The 17669-nt window shown below is 70.1% G+C and carries 19 protein-coding genes; 8 read left to right on the top strand and 11 right to left on the bottom strand.

The genetic code is table 11. From position 1 onward, the window contains the following. The first annotated feature begins 22 nt into the window (after window positions 1-22). Entirely contained in the window at window positions 23-1108 is a 1086-nt protein-coding gene (locus tag D7Y13_RS00155; RefSeq protein ID WP_158620236.1) for an esterase/lipase family protein, read from the top strand. 25 nt (window positions 1109-1133) lie between these two features. Here D7Y13_RS00155 and D7Y13_RS00150 read toward each other — a convergent pair whose 3' ends face one another. After that, window positions 1134-1571 carry a hypothetical protein gene (locus D7Y13_RS00150; protein WP_120581847.1) on the bottom strand — a complete coding sequence of 146 codons (438 nt, stop codon included), beginning with the start codon at window positions 1569-1571 and terminating at the stop codon, window positions 1134-1136. A gap of 169 nt (window positions 1572-1740) precedes the next feature. Next, window positions 1741-2004: a hypothetical protein gene (locus tag D7Y13_RS00145; protein WP_120530840.1), complete on the bottom strand. Its 264-nt coding sequence runs from the start codon at window positions 2002-2004 to the stop codon at window positions 1741-1743. A gap of 325 nt (window positions 2005-2329) precedes the next feature. Here D7Y13_RS00145 and D7Y13_RS00140 point away from each other — a divergent pair, with 325 nt between their 5' ends. Continuing rightward, the gene (locus D7Y13_RS00140; RefSeq protein WP_120581848.1) at window positions 2330-3634 is read left to right on the top strand and encodes a glycosyltransferase; all 1305 of its coding nucleotides are present in this window, start codon (window positions 2330-2332) and stop codon (window positions 3632-3634) included. A 3-nt stretch (window positions 3635-3637) separates the two neighbouring features. Here the strand turns inward: D7Y13_RS00140 and D7Y13_RS00135 are convergent, their stop codons facing one another. Continuing rightward, window positions 3638-4153 (bottom strand): OmpA family protein, encoded by a 516-nt coding sequence (locus tag D7Y13_RS00135; RefSeq protein ID WP_120530838.1) that lies wholly within the window; start codon window positions 4151-4153, stop codon window positions 3638-3640. A gap of 58 nt (window positions 4154-4211) precedes the next feature. Between D7Y13_RS00135 and D7Y13_RS00130 the strand changes: the two genes are divergently transcribed. Beyond that, window positions 4212-4724: an Ig-like domain-containing protein gene (locus D7Y13_RS00130; RefSeq protein WP_147444126.1), complete on the top strand. Its 513-nt coding sequence runs from the start codon at window positions 4212-4214 to the stop codon at window positions 4722-4724. A 28-nt stretch (window positions 4725-4752) separates the two neighbouring features. Here the strand turns inward: D7Y13_RS00130 and D7Y13_RS00125 are convergent, their stop codons facing one another. Then, on the bottom strand, window positions 4753-5259 hold the full coding sequence (locus D7Y13_RS00125) for an Lrp/AsnC family transcriptional regulator (RefSeq protein ID WP_120530836.1): 507 nt from the start codon (window positions 5257-5259) through the stop codon (window positions 4753-4755). 127 nt (window positions 5260-5386) lie between these two features. On the opposite strand from D7Y13_RS00125, the gene D7Y13_RS00120 reads away from it, so the two are divergent. Further along, complete coding sequence (locus tag D7Y13_RS00120) at window positions 5387-5746, top strand: VOC family protein (protein WP_120581850.1); 360 nt, start codon at window positions 5387-5389, stop codon at window positions 5744-5746. Window positions 5747-5764: 18 nt separating this feature from the next. On the opposite strand, the gene D7Y13_RS00115 is transcribed toward D7Y13_RS00120, so the two are convergent. The 6 genes from D7Y13_RS00115 to D7Y13_RS00090 form a co-directional block, all read right to left on the bottom strand. Continuing rightward, window positions 5765-6724 (bottom strand): GNAT family N-acetyltransferase, encoded by a 960-nt coding sequence (locus D7Y13_RS00115; protein ID WP_233595209.1) that lies wholly within the window; start codon window positions 6722-6724, stop codon window positions 5765-5767. A gap of 116 nt (window positions 6725-6840) precedes the next feature. Then, complete coding sequence (locus D7Y13_RS00110) at window positions 6841-7890, bottom strand: acyltransferase family protein (RefSeq protein ID WP_120530834.1); 1050 nt, start codon at window positions 7888-7890, stop codon at window positions 6841-6843. 187 nt (window positions 7891-8077) lie between these two features. Beyond that, the gene (locus D7Y13_RS00105; RefSeq protein WP_233595210.1) at window positions 8078-8980 is read right to left on the bottom strand and encodes a GNAT family N-acetyltransferase; all 903 of its coding nucleotides are present in this window, start codon (window positions 8978-8980) and stop codon (window positions 8078-8080) included. Between the two features lie 154 nt (window positions 8981-9134). Further along, complete coding sequence (locus tag D7Y13_RS00100; RefSeq protein ID WP_120581852.1) at window positions 9135-10034, bottom strand: hypothetical protein; 900 nt, start codon at window positions 10032-10034, stop codon at window positions 9135-9137. Between the two features lie 44 nt (window positions 10035-10078). After that, entirely contained in the window at window positions 10079-10945 is an 867-nt protein-coding gene (locus D7Y13_RS00095) for a hypothetical protein (protein ID WP_120581853.1), read from the bottom strand. Between the two features lie 193 nt (window positions 10946-11138). Beyond that, window positions 11139-12248 (bottom strand): serine hydrolase domain-containing protein, encoded by a 1110-nt coding sequence (locus tag D7Y13_RS00090; protein ID WP_233595211.1) that lies wholly within the window; start codon window positions 12246-12248, stop codon window positions 11139-11141. A gap of 171 nt (window positions 12249-12419) precedes the next feature. On the opposite strand from D7Y13_RS00090, the gene D7Y13_RS00085 reads away from it, so the two are divergent. Then, window positions 12420-13871, top strand: a complete 1452-nt coding sequence (locus D7Y13_RS00085) for a M20 family peptidase (protein WP_120581854.1) — start codon at window positions 12420-12422, stop codon at window positions 13869-13871. 29 nt (window positions 13872-13900) lie between these two features. Here the strand turns inward: D7Y13_RS00085 and D7Y13_RS00080 are convergent, their stop codons facing one another. Continuing rightward, complete coding sequence (locus tag D7Y13_RS00080) at window positions 13901-14542, bottom strand: HAD hydrolase-like protein (RefSeq protein ID WP_120581855.1); 642 nt, start codon at window positions 14540-14542, stop codon at window positions 13901-13903. A 121-nt stretch (window positions 14543-14663) separates the two neighbouring features. Here D7Y13_RS00080 and D7Y13_RS00075 point away from each other — a divergent pair, with 121 nt between their 5' ends. The 3 genes from D7Y13_RS00075 (at window position 14664) to D7Y13_RS00065 (ending at window position 17660) form a co-directional block, all read left to right on the top strand. Continuing rightward, entirely contained in the window at window positions 14664-15932 is a 1269-nt protein-coding gene (locus D7Y13_RS00075; protein WP_147444127.1) for a cytochrome P450, read from the top strand. Window positions 15933-16089: 157 nt separating this feature from the next. Continuing rightward, window positions 16090-17043: an RNA polymerase sigma factor gene (locus tag D7Y13_RS00070; RefSeq protein ID WP_233595212.1), complete on the top strand. Its 954-nt coding sequence runs from the start codon at window positions 16090-16092 to the stop codon at window positions 17041-17043. Continuing rightward, a complete protein-coding gene (locus tag D7Y13_RS00065; RefSeq protein ID WP_120581858.1) occupies window positions 17043-17660 on the top strand; it encodes a glutathione S-transferase family protein in 618 nt (205 codons plus the stop codon). Before D7Y13_RS00070 ends, D7Y13_RS00065 begins: the two co-directional genes overlap by 1 nt. Window positions 17661-17669 lie beyond the last annotated feature (9 nt).

Raw genomic sequence — 17669 nt, 5'->3', positions numbered from 1 at the left:
CGGTTTCTTTGGCTTCACCCACATGGGTGACAAGGAAACGGAGCGCATCGCCTATTTCCAACACATCCCCGCGCTGCTGCAGCAGCGGTTCAGGGAGCGCGGCATCGACGCGCAGGTGCACTCCGTGGCCTCCTCCCCCACCTCCGGGATCGAGGTGCGCGCACGCGACGTGTTCCGGGAGATGGCCCGGACCGCGAACGAGGACGACGCGGAGCTCCACCTCATCGGGCACTCCACGGGCGGGCTGGATGCGCGGAGCGTCGTCTCACTGCGCATGGCCCAGGAGGCCCCGGCCTTCGTGAAGCGCGTGCGCTCCGTCGTGACGATCGCCACCCCGCATCACGGCACACCGCTGGCGACCTGGTTCCACGAGGGCGAACTGGGCAAGACGCTGCTGCGCTACCTGTGGCTCTTCACCTTCCTCACCCTGCACCGCAAGGCCATGCCCTTCAGGACCGCCTTGCTCCAGGCGTGCTACCGGCTCGTCCTGATGGGCGAGCAGGTGAAGCTCCCACCCAACCTCCTCAATCAGATCCTCCGGCTGACGGTGGACCTCTCCGACAACGAGCGCGTGGAATTGCTCCGGTTCTTCGGCCAGGTAGGAAAGGACCAGGCGCTGATCCAGGACCTCACGCCGGTCAGCGTGCAGGCCTTCAACGCGAACACGGTGGACCGGGAGGGTGTGCGCTACGGCAGCGTCGTCGCGGGTGCACCCCCGCCCAACCTGCTCCGCCGCCTGTCTCCCCGCATGCTGCTGCCCCCGGACTCGCTCCTCTACGGCATCTTCTCCTTCCTGTATGGAAGGAGCGCGCCCCTGTCCCCGGAGTTGAGGATTCCCGAGCGCACGGCGGCGCAGACCCAGGCGCTCCAGGCGGCCTTCGGCAACAAGTTCGAGTCCTGGAGCGACGGCGTCGTCCCGAGCCGCTCCCAGGTCTGGGGACAGGTGGTCCACGTCGCGACCGCCGACCATCTGGACGTCATGGGCCACTTCGACCAGCCGCCGGAATTCATCAGCTGGCTGAAGTCGGGTTCCCACTTCCAGCAGAAACAGTTCCACGCACTGTGGGAGAGCGTGCTCGACTTCATGGTGGGCCGGCCCCCCGCCTGAGGCCGGGTTCAACGGCTCCGCGCGCTCAGGGTTCGCGGGGCATCAGGCCGCTGAACTCGTAGATGAAGGCGCCCTGATCGGTGACGTCGACGGTGCAGGCGCCAGCGCGCGAGAGGTCCTCGAGCACCGTCTTGGCCTCGGTGAAGCTGAGGCTGCTCTCGGCGGCCACCTCGGCGATCGTGACGCGGCCTCCATGCTGCTTCGCGCAGGTGAGGACGGCCCGCTCGATGTCGCGAGGGGACATGACGGGGAGCTGCGCCACGGCGAGTGCCTCGGCCGGCCCGGCCGGCAGCTTCGCTCGCTTTGCGGCGCGGATGAGCGCCCGGCCTCCGAGGACGAAGACGGTGGCCAGGATGAGCCCCATGACGGTTGTGTCCGTCGTGCCCCTGCGCAGGTTGTCGATCTCCACACCGAAGCCGGTGAGACCCAGGACGACGAGAAACCAGCCGGCGATACTTCTCATGCGACCCTCATTGTGACGGGGTGGATCACCCGTCCCCAGGCCGTGTCTTAGCAGAAGATTCCGGTCCACCGGGAACGGCGTGTCACACGGAAAAGAGGGCTTCAGCGGAACGACGAGGCACCTCGGGCGGAGCCACGAGGTGCCTCGGGACGACTTCAGCGGAACGGTCTCAGTGGAGGCACTTCAGCGTCGACGGGTCGCACTCGTAGCCCGTGTTGCAGTACTTGAGCTCACAGCACCGCTGCTTGAAGCCACCACAGCCCGGGAGCACCTGGGCTGAGGTGTCAGCCGAAACGGCCTCCGCCGCGGGAGACTGGGCCTCCGTCGAGACGCCTTCCGTCAGCTCGACGTCCGCCGTCTCCGCTCCACCACAGGCCAGGGCCATGGCCAGACCCATCACAGCGAAAGCACTCTTCACGACACGCATCAGCATCGGGAGCTCCTCTCGGTGGGAACTGCGTCTGACTGAATATCGGAAATGGGGATGCTCTAGCAATTCATTGCCCGGTGACGTCAGGGTGCGCGCCCCCTTCCAAGACAACGGGCATCGTCCGTGGCAACCCATTCCTGAGCAACGGCGGTGAGGGTCTCCGGCGACTGACGCGGGCCTGAAGGCGGCGGGCAGGGCCGTGGTCGTCATCGGCCACGACAACCGGTAGCTTCGACGTGGCGGAGCGGCGGGTGCGGCGGAAGCCCCGCTCCCCGTCGCGAAGGAGACCGCGTCCGGAACGCGGAGCCACACGCCTGGAGCAAGCCCGATGGCCACGGTCGGAATCTACATGCTGCCCGAATACGGTGGCCTCAACGCCACCTTCGCGCTGGCCAGGACGCTCGGGCGCCGGGGCCACCGGGTCCGCTACTTCGTGCCCGACGCCTTCGAAGCGCACGTGACGCGGCAGGGCTTCGAGAGCACCCGCTACTCCGAGAAGCTCCGCGTCGCCTCAAGCTGGGCGACGCGGATCCCCGGCGTCCGCTTCCTGCACCTGCGCGCGCGCTACAACGAGCACCTCGCGGCCGCGTTCGACGCGTGGGTGGACGCGGATGCGCTCGACGGGGTGCTGGTGGATCCGGTGGTGTGGAACGTGGCGGCGGGCGCGCACGAGCGCGGGCTCCCGTACCTCAGCCTCAACCCCACCTACTCCGCCCCCTTCTCGCTGGACTACCCGTCCGTGCACTCGTCGGCCATTCCCCCACGCGGTGGGGCGAGCGCACGCGCGCGCAACCTGGTGGCGTGGACGTTCCAGGCGCGAATCCCCTGGCACCGGGGCCTGTATGATCGCTCCATCGGCTGGGCGGGCCACAACGCCTTCCGGCGCGTCAGGCGCGCGGGACGCCGCGTGCGTTGGGGGGACTTCGGCTACCGGCCGGACGTGCAGGAGCTGGTGATTGGCCCCAGGGCCCTGGACTTCGAACCGCTGCGCGCCCTCCCCCACCGGCACTACCTGGGCACGAGCGTGGAGCCCTCACGCCACGACGGCACCTTCGACTGGAGCGGCTACGACGCGTCCAGGCCGCTCGCGTACTGCTCGCTGGGGACCTTTGGCGATGATCAGCCGGCCGCGCTGCGCTTCCTCACCGCCGTCATTGAATCCTTCCGGCGGCGCGAGGGCTGGCAGCTCATCGTGAGCTGCGGCGCCCTGGCCGAACAGCTCCGGAGCCAGGCAATGCCACCGTCCATCCGCGTGGAGGCTTCGGTTCCGCAGCTGGAAGTCCTCCCCCGGGCGCGACTGTTCCTGAACCACGGCGGCATCGGCTCCGTGCGGGAGGCGCTGTACTTCGGCGTCCCCATGCTCCTGTTCCCCTACGGCGCGGACCAGCCCGGGTTGACGGCGCGGCTGGTGCACCACCAGCTCGCGCTCCGGGGGGACCTGCGCACGAAGGACGCCCGCGTCATCACCGAACGGGTGGACGCGCTGCTCGCGCGCGACGACATCACCCAGGCCATGGCGGCGATGAAGCAGGGTTGCCGCGACTCGCGCGAACTCGAGGAAGGGGCGGACGTCATCGAGCGGCACCTCGCCTCGGGGCCGCTCGATGGCGCCAGGGCCGCGGGGGCCCGCTGACGGCTACAGGCGGACCTGCAGCTCGTAGCGGCGGTTCTTCGCCTTCTTGGCCGCCGTGTCGTCCGGCTTCACCAGGGGCTTCTCGGAGCCGAAGCCCACGGCGATGATCTCGTTGCGGGGCACGCCGCGCGTCACCAGCTCCTTGACGAGGGTGTCCGCGCGCTGCTCGCTGAGCTTCTTGTTCTTCGCCGCGTCACCGGACGAGTCCGTGTGGCCGGAGACCTCGAACTTGTAGCTCTTCACCCCGGCCCCATCGAGCTGCTTCTTGGCGTCGATGAGGGCCGCGGCCAGCTTCTTCAGCTTCGCGTCGCAGCCGGGGTCCAGCTCGGCGGTGCCGGACTTGAAGCTGCACTGGTTCTTGCGGCCCTCGTCCATCAGCTTCGTGTTGACGCGCTTCTCGACGGCCCCCTTGCCGGCGTCGCCCGCGGTCTTCTTGAGGGCGTCCAGCGCGCCCTGCGCGGAGGCCACGCCAGGGAGGGCCAGCAGTGACACGGAGAGGCACAGTGCCTTGAGCTTCATGGGCAGGACTCCTGGGTTTGAAACGTGGGGGGATGCAACGGCGCGCAAGGCTGCCCACGTGCGCCCGCCGCGTCCAGCATGGAAGAAGCCCCTGGGCAGGGAGGCGCGCGAGCGGAAGCCGCGGCAACTGCTGTCCATGGAGTCTTCCAGTGCCAGCGCCTGCGCTTCATGGGTGGACGGCTTCGCGGTGGAGTTGTTCCACCGCCAGTCCGGCCACAAGCACCAACCGTCGACGCCCTCCAAGATGCCTGCCCAGCGCGACAGCCGCCACACGCGCTTCCTGGACGTGGACAACACCCCGCCCGCCTATCTGGCCGTCACCGCCCCCTACGATGGCGCGCAGGTCAGCGGCGTCGTCACGCTCTCCGCGACCGGCAGTGACAACATGGAGCGGGTGTCCATCGCCTTCCAGGTGGACGGCAACACGCTGACTCCCTTCGCGACCACCGCGCCGTACACGGGCACGTGGAACTCCACGGGCCTGTCGGGCACGCACACGATTGTCGCCACCGCCTACGACCGCGCCGGCGACTTCGCGCGCAGCGCCCCGGTGACGGTGACCGTGCCCTGACCGCCAGACACCCGCGGCCGCCGTGCACTCACCGCCGCCCGGTGGGTGCCGGCGGGGTCGTGGGAAGCGCGACGGCCACGCCGGTCTTCACGCGCTCCAACGTCACGCTGGTGGTGAAGCTGCGGACGTTCGTGTCGCTGAGCAGGGCGCGCTGGGTGAAGGCGTCGTACGCTTCCATGCTCGCGACGAGGACGATGAGGATGAAGTCCGCCTGTCCGGTGACGTAGTAGCACTGCTGCACCTCGGGCAGCCCCTGCATCCGGTGCTTGAAGCGCTCCAGGTCGACGGCGCGCTCCTGGTCGAGGTCCACCGCGACGACGCAGGTGATGGGCAGACCCACGGCCTTCGGCGCGATTTCGGCGACCTCACGCCGGATGACGCCGACCTCGCGCAGGCGCTTGAGCCGGCGTTGGACGGCCGCGGTGGACAGCCCCACCTCCTCCCCGATGGTGCGCGCCGGGAGCAGCGTGTCGTGCTGGTAGCGCTCGAGGATCCTCAGGTCGAGGTCGTCGAGGGTTGCGTCGTCCTTGTGCATGGCGGCCGGTCCGGTTGCGGCATCTCCGCGCGAAGGGGGCCGACAACGCGGCTTGACGCCTTCGCGTGCACCCTATCCTAGCGGGCATCAATCCAGCCGCGAGAGCGGTCGCACAGGAGCCTCACCGATGATCGATCATCTGGAGCTTTCGACCCCGGACCTCGCCACCGCGACGGCGTTCTACCAGGGCGCGCTCGCACCGTTGGGATACGCGCTGCATGTCCAGGGCAAGGCGAATGGGTTTGGCGCCGAGCCGGCCCGGCTCGACTTCTGGCTGCGCCCCGGGGAAGCCTCCTCCCCTCGCCCGCACTTCGCCTTCTTCTGCGCCACGCGCACCCTGGTCGATGCGTCGTACCGCGCCGCGCTGCAAGCAGGAGGCACGGACAACGGCGCCCCCAAGCTGAGGGGGGACATCCACCCGAGTTACTACGCCGCCTTCGTCCGCGACCCCGATGGCCACAACGTCGAGTTCGTCTGCCAGGGCTGACGTCCGGCGGCGGACGGCTCAGCCCCCCGGCGCGCGATAGGCCGGGAAGTAGTCCGTGTCGCTGTTGCTCGCGGAGAGGCGGGCGTACACGGGGGAATCGCAGATCAGCTCGTGCGTGTAGAGGTGGGAGCTTGCGTTCGAGAAGCCCCGCTTGAACTGCTCGAGGCCGTCGCCCGGCCGGACGCCGCCGCCCAGGTGGAGCGACAACCCGAGCCCCATGCTGAGCTCCACCAGCGCCCCGAAGACGGTGTTCTTGGCTGGCGAGCGCCCCAGGTCCGCATCCGCCGTCCCGCCCAGGTAGTAGTGCATCACGCCGTCGCTGGCGACCCCTATCCCCGAGGAGGCGATGTGGCCATCCGGCGCACGGGTGGTCGCGAGCCACGCGGCGGAGGAGGAGAACAACTCCTCGAAGTAGGCGTCGGAGAAGAAGTACCGGGACTGGGCCCCATCGCGGACCATGGTCTGCCGGTAGACGTCCTTGAAGCCCTCCCGCTCCTCGTGCGAGGCCTCGCGCACCGGACTGCAGGTGCTCACGAAGCCCAACCGGGTGTTGCGCCGCATCTGCCGACGGGCCTCCGCCGGGTAGTCCAGGGGGCGGCGGGGATCGATGAAGAACACCTCGTTGCGCTCCGTGCCGCCCGCGAAGCAGCGGGGACCGGTGACGCGGTCGCGCACGAAGAGGCTGACGAGCTGGGTGCCAGCCCAGTCCACGGCGTCCTTCGGCACCTCGCTCAACCCATCCATCCGCCCACCGGGGTAGCCGTAGGGAGAGATGGCATCGTGGTACGGCGTTCCCGCGATGGGCCGCACGATGAGCGGCACCCGCAGCGTGCCGCCCTCGCCGTCCTCGATGACCAGCGTGTGCGAGGCGCCCTCGGCCCGCAGGTGGTGCACGGAGCGGAAGTAGTCCTCCGACAGGGCTGACATTCCCTCGTCGGGCACCAGGACGGCGCGGCACTGCTTCAGGCGCGGAGCCATGCCCCGCGAGACTTCGGAATGATTCATCATTCGAGCGCGACCTTTCGACGAGCGACCCATCCCTGGGCGACGCAGAGCACCCGTTCCAACCTCCTGCTTCAAGCGCTAGGAGGCCCTCATGCGACGTGTGGCGAGACCGCGGCCCGAGCCTGGGCCTTCCGCCGCCACTGTCGGTAGCCGCGCAACGCGGGCTGTTCGACGCGGTAGGTGATGAGGGTGGCCAGCAGGAACCCGACAGCGAACGCGACCGCGATGGCTGCCTCGGGACGCCACCCCGCGGCCTCGAGCCGCCGGATGATGACGTAACCGATGTTCTGGTGGACCAGGTAGAACGAGTAGGAAATGAACCCCATGAAGAGCAGCGGGCGCCAGGTGAGCCAGCGCAGCGCGCCGTGGGAGAGCGCATAGGTGAGGACGAGCACGACCCCGAACACCGGGAGGGGCGCGATGCTCCCCACCAGCGCCTCATGCGCGAAGCAGACCCCCACCAGCGCCAGCGCGGAGGGGACGGAGACCTGGCCTCGGCTCTGCTTGAAGGCCAGCACGCCCAGCGCGAAGAACTGCAGGTGCGGGCGGCTGGCGAGGCGCGCGACGAAGGGCATTCCCTTCGCCTGGAAGGCCAGCTCGGCCAGGGTCTGCAGCGCGACGAGCACGATGAAGATGGGGATGATTCTGGGCAGCGCCCGCGCGTACGCGAGCATGAACATCAACAGGTAGAAGGACAGCTCGATGGTCAGCGTCCAGTACACGGTGTCCACATGCGGGACGCGAAGGAGCTCGTGAAACATGGTCAGGTTGACCAGGGCCGTCTGGAGGCTGAACTCGCGATCCGGCAGCCCGAACAGCGACACCACCATGAAGGTGAGCACGACAGCGGTCCAGTAGGCCGGGTACAGCCGGGCCGCGCGGCTCAACACGAACTCCCGGGCCCGCTCGATGCGCTCCAGCGACATCAGGATGACGAAGCCGCTGATGGCGAAGAAGAGCTGGACCCCGAACTTCCCGAAGCGCACCTCGCCCCAGAGGGGGACGGAGTGACCGTAGAGGTCGCTGTACTCGGCCGTGAAGTGATACAGCGCGACCGCCAGCGCCGCGAGGCCTCGGAGGGCGTCCAGTTCCACCAGACGAGGGTGGTTCGCATCCGAGGCGGCGGCAATGCTTCTCATCCGGGTTCATCCTTGCTGGACTGCTCCGGCGAACGCGCGGAGTGTGCCAGAAGGTGATGAGCGCCCGGTGCCCCCACCATGGCCCCAACGGTCGCGGCCAGGTGTCAGGTTCTCCGCACCCGTCGTGCCCTCGCGTCGGAGGTACGCACGCGCCGCATCCCCGGTGGGCAACGCCCCTGCCTGCCGCTCAACGTCCTGGCGCGCGGTAGGCCGGAAAGAAGTCGTCGCCGGTGCGGCCTTCTGACAGGTGGGCGTACACCGTGGGGTCGCAGATCAGCTCGTGGGTGGAGAGGCGGGAGCTGGCGTTGGCGAGGCCCCGCTTGAACTGCTCGAGGCCGTCACCCGGGCGGACGCCTCCGCCCAGATGGAGCGGGACCCCGAGCCGCGTGCAGAGTTCGACCAGCGTCCCGAAGACATTCTTCGCCGGTGAGCGGGCCAGGTGCGCATCCGTCGTTCCCCCCAGGTAGTAGTGCAGCATGCCGTCGCTGCTGACGCCCAGCGCCGCGGAGGCAACGCCCCCCTCCGGCGCATGCGTGGTCACCAGCCACGCGTTGGGCGAAGCAAACAGCTCCTCGAAATAGGCGTCGGAGAAGAAGTACCGGGGGTTCGCCCGCTCGCGGACCATGGTCTGCCGGTAGGCCGCCAGGAAGCCCTCCCGCTCCTCGCGCGGCGTCTGGCGCGCCTCACGCGCGGTGCTCACGAAGCCCATCCGGAGGTTGCGCCGGATGTGGCGCAGGTGCATCTCCCGGAACTCCACCGGCCGGCGCGGGTCGATGAAGAACACCTCGTTGCGCTCCGTGCCGCCCGCGAAGCAACGGGGGCCGGAGACGCGGTCGCGCACGAAGATGCTCACGAGGTCGGTGCCGGCCCAGTCCACCGCGTCCTTCGACAGCTCACTGAGCCCCTCCAGCGCGCCGCCGGGAAAGCCATACGGAGAGATGGCATCCCGGTACGGCGTCCCTTCGATGGGCCGCACGATGAGCGGCACCCGCAGCGCCCTGCCCTCCCCGTCCTCGAGGACCAGCGTATGCGTCACCCGCTCGGCCCGCAGGTGGTGCGCGGAACGGAAATAGTCTTCCGACAGCGCCAATGCCCCTTCGTCCGGGACGAGCACTGCCCTTGTTCGAGTCATCCTCATGTCTGCGGCCCAGCGTAGCCTTCCGGCCCGTCCGCTGGAGCCGTCCCCCGGGACACCTGGATGTTGGAATCCTGTCTTCGAAGCCCCGACGCCGTGACAGAAAGGATTAGGGCACTGCGCTCACGTCCACATCGACCACGCGCGGCTCCTCGGTGCTGCTCGCGCCGGTGAGCGAGGGCATCGCGGCGCTCACCTGGAGCGTGAGCGTCACCTCGCCCGTGCTCAGCTCGGTGGGCACGTACCTCCAGAAGAGGCGCACGGGCCCCGCCGTCTCCCCCTCACGCAGCAGCACTTCGCTGGCGCGCTGTTCGATCTCCGCCGGGGTCAGCCGCGTGCGCAGCAGGTGGCCCTGGCGGGCGAGCGGAGGCCACTTGATCAACGTGCGCTGGAAGGCGCCATCCACGCCGTGGGTCACCACCGCGCGGTGGCCCTCCACGCGAATGCCATTGAGCGCGCGCAGCACGAAGGTCTTGTGGCTGAGGAGTTCGGGCGCCCCGACGACGCGGTTCTCCTCGTTCTGGAAGAGGGCCTGCACCTGCCGCACCGGTCCCATCTCCGCCGAGGGGATGCCCCAGGCCTGCAGCCGCGCCAGGGCCCTTCGCTGCAAGAGCGCGGGTTCCTGCGGGGTGGCCGGGCCGCTCTCCGTCTTGCGCAGCGCCAGCAGGCTCCCGGAGAACGGGTCGCGCTCCAGCTTCCAGGTGGGGGACTCGTGGTCGCGGCGGCTTGCGAGCCCACCCGTCAGGGTGAAGGACTCGCTGGTTTCCAGCAGTGCGCGATGCACCGCCGCGTCCTCGAACGCGGTGCGGGTGAGCAGCACGGAGGGCAGGCCCCCCGTGGGAGGCGTGGCGATCGCGGAGGAATCGAAGGTGAAACCGGTGCTGACCGCCGGCGCGACGAGCTGCCGTTGCTGGGGGACGTCCACGGCGGTGGGAGGCGGTACGGCGTCGCAGCCGAGCACGGCGGTGAGCGGAAGCGCGGTCAGGAGTCGGAGGAATGAGGTCTTCATGGCGATATCAATCTCTCGGTTCGAGGGCGTGAGGAGGATGGGACTCAGGGCAGGCTGCGGCCGCTGTCGGGGTCGCAGCCCCCCACGTAGAAGTAGCTGGAGCCGGTCTTGCTTCCGGTGTTCTTGCGGTCCTTCCAGCCACCGGCCGCGTACATGCTCTTGCGCAGCGCCTTGGTCTCGCCAAAGACGATGGACACCGGGCAGTCGTCCTTGAAGGCGCCCCAATCGTAGGCCTCGTCGATCCAGTTCTCGCCCACGCCGTCGTTCTTCGAGTTCGCCGCGTAGTCGTCCAGGTAGCGCTTCACGAAGTTGCCGCACGAGGAGTCACCGTGAAAGGCATTCCATACGGTGAAGCCGCTGCTGTGGGTCAGCATCTCCTGGTAGCCCCCCTGCTCCCAGACCTCGATGTTGCCGGACTGGCAGGCCTTCACCACGGCGATGTTCAGCTTCCCGTTTCCCAGACGCATGTGGGCGTCCGTCATGGCCAGACAGGAATCCGCATCCGTCCCCATCACCAGGAAGCTCCGCGCGGACGCCTCGTTGTGGCCGCCATGCGTGTGCACGAAGAGGACATTCGCGTCGTCCACGCCGGCGTTGAGCTGGGTGTCCTTCGCGTTCTCCGCCGTCCCCTTCGCCGCGTCGGTCCACAGGTCCGTGCGCGCGCTGGCGTTGTTGAGGGTGCGCACGTCCGTCCACTGTCCGCCGCTCTTGAGCGCGGTGAAGTAGTCCGCGAACACCTGCGCCGTCTTCGTGTGCACGGAGTGCGAGTCCGCATCGCACTGGCCCGCGCCCCCGAAGCTGGCGATGCCATAGACGTGGGTCTCGTTCGCCAGCGCACCCGCCGCCGGCAGGAACAGCGCTCCCACCACCGCCGCCCGCGTCCACTGCCGCGTTTGCTTCCGGAGTCTCATGGTCCTGGTCTCCCCCCGCCTGGGGTGTGCGTGTAGGGCCTTCAGCGGCAGGAGGCGCGCGGTGTCCGCCGCGCGTCCTTCCAGCCACGGGTCCTCAACGGAGACCGGAGGAATTCCTCCTCACCATGCTCGCAAGAAAGTTCCGGAGCGCATGCCGTGAGGTACACGCCCCGGCCCACGCGGGCGTGAGGCCTCACTCCTTGGCGAGCACCTCCAGCAGCCTCCCGGTGACACGCGACACGTCCGCCCCTTCGCGGTTCATCAGCACCGCGAGGGAGGCCTTGCGCTCGGGCAGGTAGAAGGCCAGGGCGGAGAAGCCGGGGATGCCACCGTCATGGCCATGGCCCGGCCCCACGGGGGTGACGGCGCGCACCAGCCCCAGGCCATACCCCGGCATGCCCGGGATGGGCGTCTCCACCCAGTCGGTCATCTCCGCGAGCTGCGCCGGGGCGAGCAGCGAGCGCTCGAAGAGGGCCTGGTAGAAGGCGCTGAGGTCGTCAGCGCTGGAGCTCAAGGCACCGGCCGCGCCGGCCGCGGACGGATGGACGAAGTCGGTGAGGTCCATCCACGCGCCATTGCCCGGGTCCCGCGTGAAGCCGCGCACGGTGAGCGGCGGCAGCGGCTCCGCGCCCTCCAGCCCCGTGCTGTCCAGGTCCAGGGGATCGAGGATGCGCGAGCGAAGCTGCTGCGCCAGCGGCCTCCCTGTCACTGCTTCGAGGATGCGGCCGAGGAGGATGTAGTTGGTGTTGGAGTACTCCCAGCGCGCCCCCGGCTCGAAGGTGGGGGATTCGGCGGCGCCCAGCGAGATGAGCTCCTCGGCGCTCCAGGTCTTCCCGGGGTTCGACCCGACCTGGGTGAGGAAGGCCTGGCTGTGGGTGTAGTTGAACGCGCCACTCGTGTGGTTGAGCAGCTGGCGCACGGTGATGCGGTCCGCGCGGGGGAAGTCCGGCACCCAGGTGGCCAGTGGCGCATCTAGGGACAACGCCCCCTCGGCCTGGAGTTGCAGCGCCACCACGGAGACGAAGCTCTTGGTGATGCTGCCCGCGCGCAGCCGGTCCTCGGCCTTCAATCCGGTGGCCGGCTCCACCCTGGAAACGCCCGCCGCGCCTCGCCACGTGCAGTCCTCGAATCGCAGCGAGGCCGTGGCCCCGGGGAGGTCCTCGGCCGCGACGGCCACCTCCAGCGCTTGCTGCAAGCGGGGCGCGAGCCGCTCACAGACAGGGCCCTCGTCCTTGTCGCAACCCGAAATCCACAGCAACAGCGTTACGCCAAGCACGCATCGACCGAACTGACGGGTAACCATCCAGTGCCTTCCAGGTGAATCCACGGTGTGCGTACGAAGCACCGGGGCACCTCATTTCTGTCACCCCGACGCAGAGGGCCCGTATCGAGGGGGGCCTGAGGCGGAGGCAGCAGGTGCACACGGCGCGCCTGCTGCTACGCTCGGCCGCGCCCTCCCCGGAGTTCAGAGCCGATGAAGCGTGTCCTTCTTGCCCTGCTGGCCCTCCTGCTGCTCCTCGTGGGCGGACTCGTCGTCCGCACGCTGCGCTTCGGCTCGCGGCAGGTGGCCGCCGAGCCCGCCGAGCCTTTCTCCGTGGATGCCACCGGAGCCGCGGGCCGCCTCGCCGAGGCGCTGCGCCACCGCACCGTCGCCGCCTCCGACGGCACGGGCGCGGAGGACGCCGCCTTCCAGGCCCTGCACGCCCAGCTCGTCGCGCAGTTTCCCCTCGTGCACGCGCAGCTCGGGCACGAGACCGTGGGCGCGCACTCGCACCTCTATACGTGGAAGGGCACGGAGCCCGGCTTGCAGCCCGTGCTGCTGATGGGCCACCTGGACGTGGTGCCCGCGGAGGCGGAGGCCACCTGGAGCCACCCGCCCTTCGGCGGCGCGGTGGTGGCGGACGGCTACGTCTACGGGCGCGGGGCGCTGGACGACAAGGGCAGCGTGCTCGCCATCCTGGAGGCCGTGGAGGGCCTGCTCGCCCAGGGCCACCGCCCGCGCCGCACGGTGCTGCTTGCCTTCGGCGCGGACGAGGAGGTGGGCGGGCGCGACGGCGCCGCCCTCGTGGCCAAACTGCTGCGCGAGCGTGGCGTGCGCCTCGAGTCGGTGTTGGACGAAGGAGGCCCCATCGGCGTGGGGCTCGTGCCCGGCGTGGACGCACCGGTGGCGCTGGTGGGGGTGGCGGAGAAGGGCTCGGCGCGCGTGGAGCTGGTGGTGCGCAGCGCGGGCGGGCACGCGTCCATGCCGCCGCCGCAGACGGCCGCGGGCATCCTCGCCCGCGCCGTCGTGCGCCTGGAGGAACACCCCTTCGAGCCCGGGCTGCGCGGCGGGACCCTGTCGCTGTTCGAGCACGTGGGGCCGGAGATGGGCTTCGGCAAGCGCCTGCTCTTCGCGAACACCTGGCTCTTCGCGCCCCTCATCGAGCGGCAGATGGCCCAGGCGCCCTCCACGAACGCCAGCATCCGCACCACCTTCGCGGCCACCATGCTCGAAGGCAGCCCCAAGCCCAACGTGCTGCCCTCACAGGCGCGCGCGGTGCTCAACGTCCGCCCGCTTCCGGGTGACAGCCTGGAGGACGTGCGCGCCCACGTGCGCGACGTGGTGGACGACGCGCGCGTGGAGCTGCTCGCGGAGGGTGATGAGGCCTCGCCGGTGTCGCGACTGGACACGGAGGGCTGGCGGCAGTTGCAGCGCAGCATCCGCCAGGTGTTCCCGGACGTGCTGGTGGCGCCCTTCCTCACCGTGGCGGCCACCGACTCCCGCCACTTCCATCCCTTGAGCGACAGCGTGTACCGCTTCATGCCCGTGCGCATGACCCGCGAGGACCTCGCGCGCATGCACGGCCGCGACGAGCGGCTCTCCGTCGCGGGCCACGCCGCCGCCATCCGCTTCTACGCGCAGTACCTGCGCAACACCACGCGCTAGGGCGTGTCCGCGAACGGCGGTGCCGCGCCTCAGGCGCCAGGGAACGGCGCGACGGCCTGCGACAGCTCGTCGAAGTGCGTGAGGACGAGCGTGGGCGCGCGCGAGCGCAGCAGCGCCTCCGTCGCGTAGCCCCACGTCACCGCGGCAGTGGCGATGCCCTCGGCCGCGGCGGCCTCGATGTCTCGCACCTCGTCGCCCACGGAGAGGGCCTCCGAGGGACGCACGCCCGCTGCCTTCAGCACCTTCCGGAACTTCACGCGCTTGCCGAAGATGCCCGCACCGCAGGCGTAGTGGCGGATGCGCGCGGACGCCACCGGCCCGAGCACGAGGCGCACGTTCTGCTCTGAGTTGGAGCTCACCACGGCGAGAGCAATGCCCCGCGCCTGGAGCTGTTCAAGCAGCGCCTCCACCCCCGGGAAGAGCGGGATGCGGTGCGCGTCGCGCGTGACGAGCTTGCGCATGTGCGCGGCGATGAAGGGCATCTTCCACGCGGGCACGCCGAGGTGCGCGACGATGGCCCGGGTGTCCTGCCCCCGCAGCGCCTCGAGTTCCTCCGCGCTGACGCTGCGAAAGCCATAGCGCCGGGCCACGTCGTTGAAGATGCCGCGCATCCAGTCCGCGCTGTCCGCGAGCGTGCCGTCGAAGTCGAAGATGACCAGCCTGTATCCCATGGGTGCCTTATGCGCCGCGGACCTTCGCGGGTGCGCGCGACATGCAAGCATAAGTCGGCGCCAGGGGATCGCGGTTCCGCGCCCGCACAGCCAGCCCCGAGGGCATCGTCCGTATCCCTTCGTGGAGCCCCCTGCCCTTCCGGGCCACCGGGGCACCTCCGCCGCGAGAGGACTCGTCGCGGCGACCACCCCCACGGAGATGCCGGTGCAGACGTACGACCTGTTCGCCCCCACCACCGAGGCCGAGCGCCACGCCCGGTATGCGCGCATGCGTGCGGAGCCCGGGCTCTGCCGCATCGCCCCCTTCGGCGCCTACGCCGCCGCCCGCTATGACGATGTGCGCACCTTGCAGAAGGACGCGCAGCGCTTCTCCTCCGAGGCGCTCGCGACGACGGCGGAGCCGCCCTGGCTGGGCCCGAACCCGGTGGCCCGCTCGCTCGTCACCCGGGATCCGCCGCGCCACACACAGCTTCGCGCGCTGCTCAGCCGCGCCTTCGGCCCTACCGGCATGGCGCGGCTGGAGGCCCAGGTGCGCCACGAGGCCCAGACACTGGCCGAGGCCGCCGTCCACCAGCGCGAGGTGGACCTGGTGGATGCCTTCTCCTTCGTGCTGCCACGCAACATCATTGGCCGGATGCTCGGGTTGGAGCCGTCCACCTTCACCGGGTTCAAGCGCTGGTCGGTGAACATGGGCCTCATCACCTCCGCGTTGCCCGCGCAGCACCAGGACATCCGCGACACCGTGAAGGAGATGGAGGACTACCTGGGGGACGTCATCGCCGCGCGCCGCCGCCAGCCAGGGGAGGACATGGTGAGCGACCTGCTCCGGGCCGAGGTGGAGGGACAGCGGCTCACCGACGCGGAGGTCCTCTCCTTCCTCTTCCTGCTGCTGCCCGCGGGCATGGAGACGACGGCGCAGCTCATCGGCAACGCGGCCATCCTCCTCGCCCGCTTCCCCGAGCACCTGGAGCAGGCCCGGGCGGACCGCGCGCACATCCCCCGCTTCCTGGAGGAGGTGCTCCGCTACGAGCCCCCCGCGCAGTTCGCCTTCCGCGTCGCGACGTCGGACGTGGAGCTGTCCGGGACGCCCATTCCGGCGGGCAGCCTCGTCATGGGGCTGGTGGGAAGCGCCAACCGCGACGAGCGCGTCTTCGAGCAGCCGGACGCCTTTCTTCCCGGCCGGGACAAGGCAAGCCAGCACCTCTCTTTCGGCCACGGCATCCACTTCTGCCTGGGCGCGCAGCTCGCGCGGCTGGAGGCCCGGCTCGCGCTGGAGGCACTCGTCCCGCGCATCCGCGCCCTGCGGCTGCGCTCCCAGGACATCGAGTGGCTCCCGGGGCTCACCATCCACGGGCCCCGGACGCTCCCCGTGGAGCTCATCCCGGCCTGAAGCCGGGACGCCATGTGGCCCGGACCAGGGGGTACACCACGTAGGCCAAGGTGGGGAGGTTCCTCGCGCCGTTGGAAAAGAGAGGGGGACGTATCCTTCCGGCGTCCCCATCCGTTCTCCCGGCATGACCCCACCGCCAGACCCACTCCCGACGACATTGCGCAGCTCGTGGCAGCGCTTCCTCGACGTCTACGAGCCGCACCGCTCGGAGCTCTACCGCTACAGCCGCTACCTCACCCGCAGCCCGTGGGATGCCGAGGACCTGACCCAGGACGCCCTCGCGCGCGCCTTCGTCACGCTGGGCCAACTGGGCGCCTCTCCGCCCAACCCCCGCGCGTGGCTTCTGCGCGTCGCCTCGAACCTGTGGATCGACCGCGCGCGCCGGGCACGGCCGGAGGAGGCCCCCACGGAGGCCGCGCCCGTTCAAGCCGACCCGCGCCCCACCCGTGAGGCGGCCGGGACGCTGCTCGTGCGGCTCGCGCCGCAGGAGCGCGCGGCGGTGGTGCTCAAGGACGTCTTCGACCTCTCGCTCGAGGACATCGCCGAGACGCTCTCGACGACGACCGGCGCGGTGAAGGCGGCGTTGCACCGGGGGCGTGGCAAGCTCTCGGACCCCGAGGCGGCGTCAGCGCGCGCGCCTGCCCCGGGCGCCCTCGATGCCTTCTGCGCCGCCTTCAACGCGGGCGACCTGGACGCGCTCACGGGGCTCCTGCTGGACAGCGCCATCGTCGAGGTGGTGGGGGCGACGACGCAGTACGGCCCGGAGGCGGCGCGGCGCACCGTGCTGTACGGCATGCTCTTCGGCGTCGAGCGGATGGTGGACGCCGAGCGGCGCGGCGGCATCGAGCCGCGCTTCATCCAGGGCGTGCGCGCCGTCGCGCCACGGGTGGAGGCCCGCGAGCACCGCGGCGGTTGGATCCTCCTGCACTGGTACTCGCACGTGGACGGAGACGCCGTGCGCGCGCTCACCCGTGTGCGCTTCGAGGAGGGCCGCGTCGCGCACCTGGCCAATGCCTTCTTCAGCCCGGACCTTCTCGCGGAGGTGTGCACGGAGCTCGGCGTGCCCTTCCGCTCCAACGGCCACCACTTCTGGATCGAGGGCTGCTGCTGATGCGCACGCTCCACTTCCACCCGCTCTCCTCGTTCTGCCAGAAGGTGCTCATCGCGCTCTATGAACTCGGGCTGCCGTTCGAGCGGCGCTTCGTGGACCTCGGCGCGGCCACCGACAGAGAGGCGCTCGCGCGGCTCTGGCCGTTCTGCCGCTTCCCGGTGCTCGAGGACGGCGGCCGCGTCGTCGCCGAGTCGAGCATCATCATCGAGCACCTGGACCCGGGGCTCATCCCCTCCGACCGGGAGTCGGCCCTGGAGTGCAGGTTCCTCGACCGGGTGTTCGACCTGCACGTGAACGAGCCGGTGGGCAAGGTCGTCACCGACCTGCTGCGGCCCGACGGTGAGCACGACAGGCTCGGGGTCGAACGCGCGCGCGGCACGCTGCGCACCGCGTACGACGTCCTCGACGCGCGCCTGCGAGGCAGGGCCTGGGCGGTCGGCGATGCGTTCACCCTCGCAGACTGCGCCGCGGCGCCCGCGCTCTTCTACGCGGCCCGCGTCGAGCCGCTCCAGCACCCGCACCTCACCGCGTACTTCGAGCGGCTCCTCGCCAGGCCCTCGGTCGCGCGCGTCTTCGAGGAGGCGAAGCCCTACCTGCACCTCTTCCCCGTGAAGTAGGTGCCCTCC

Source organism: Corallococcus praedator (assembly GCF_003612125.1).
Lineage (GTDB): Bacteria > Myxococcota > Myxococcia > Myxococcales > Myxococcaceae > Corallococcus > Corallococcus praedator.
Note: the sequence above shows the minus strand (reverse complement) of the source record. Positions and strands in the feature narration are given on the sequence as shown.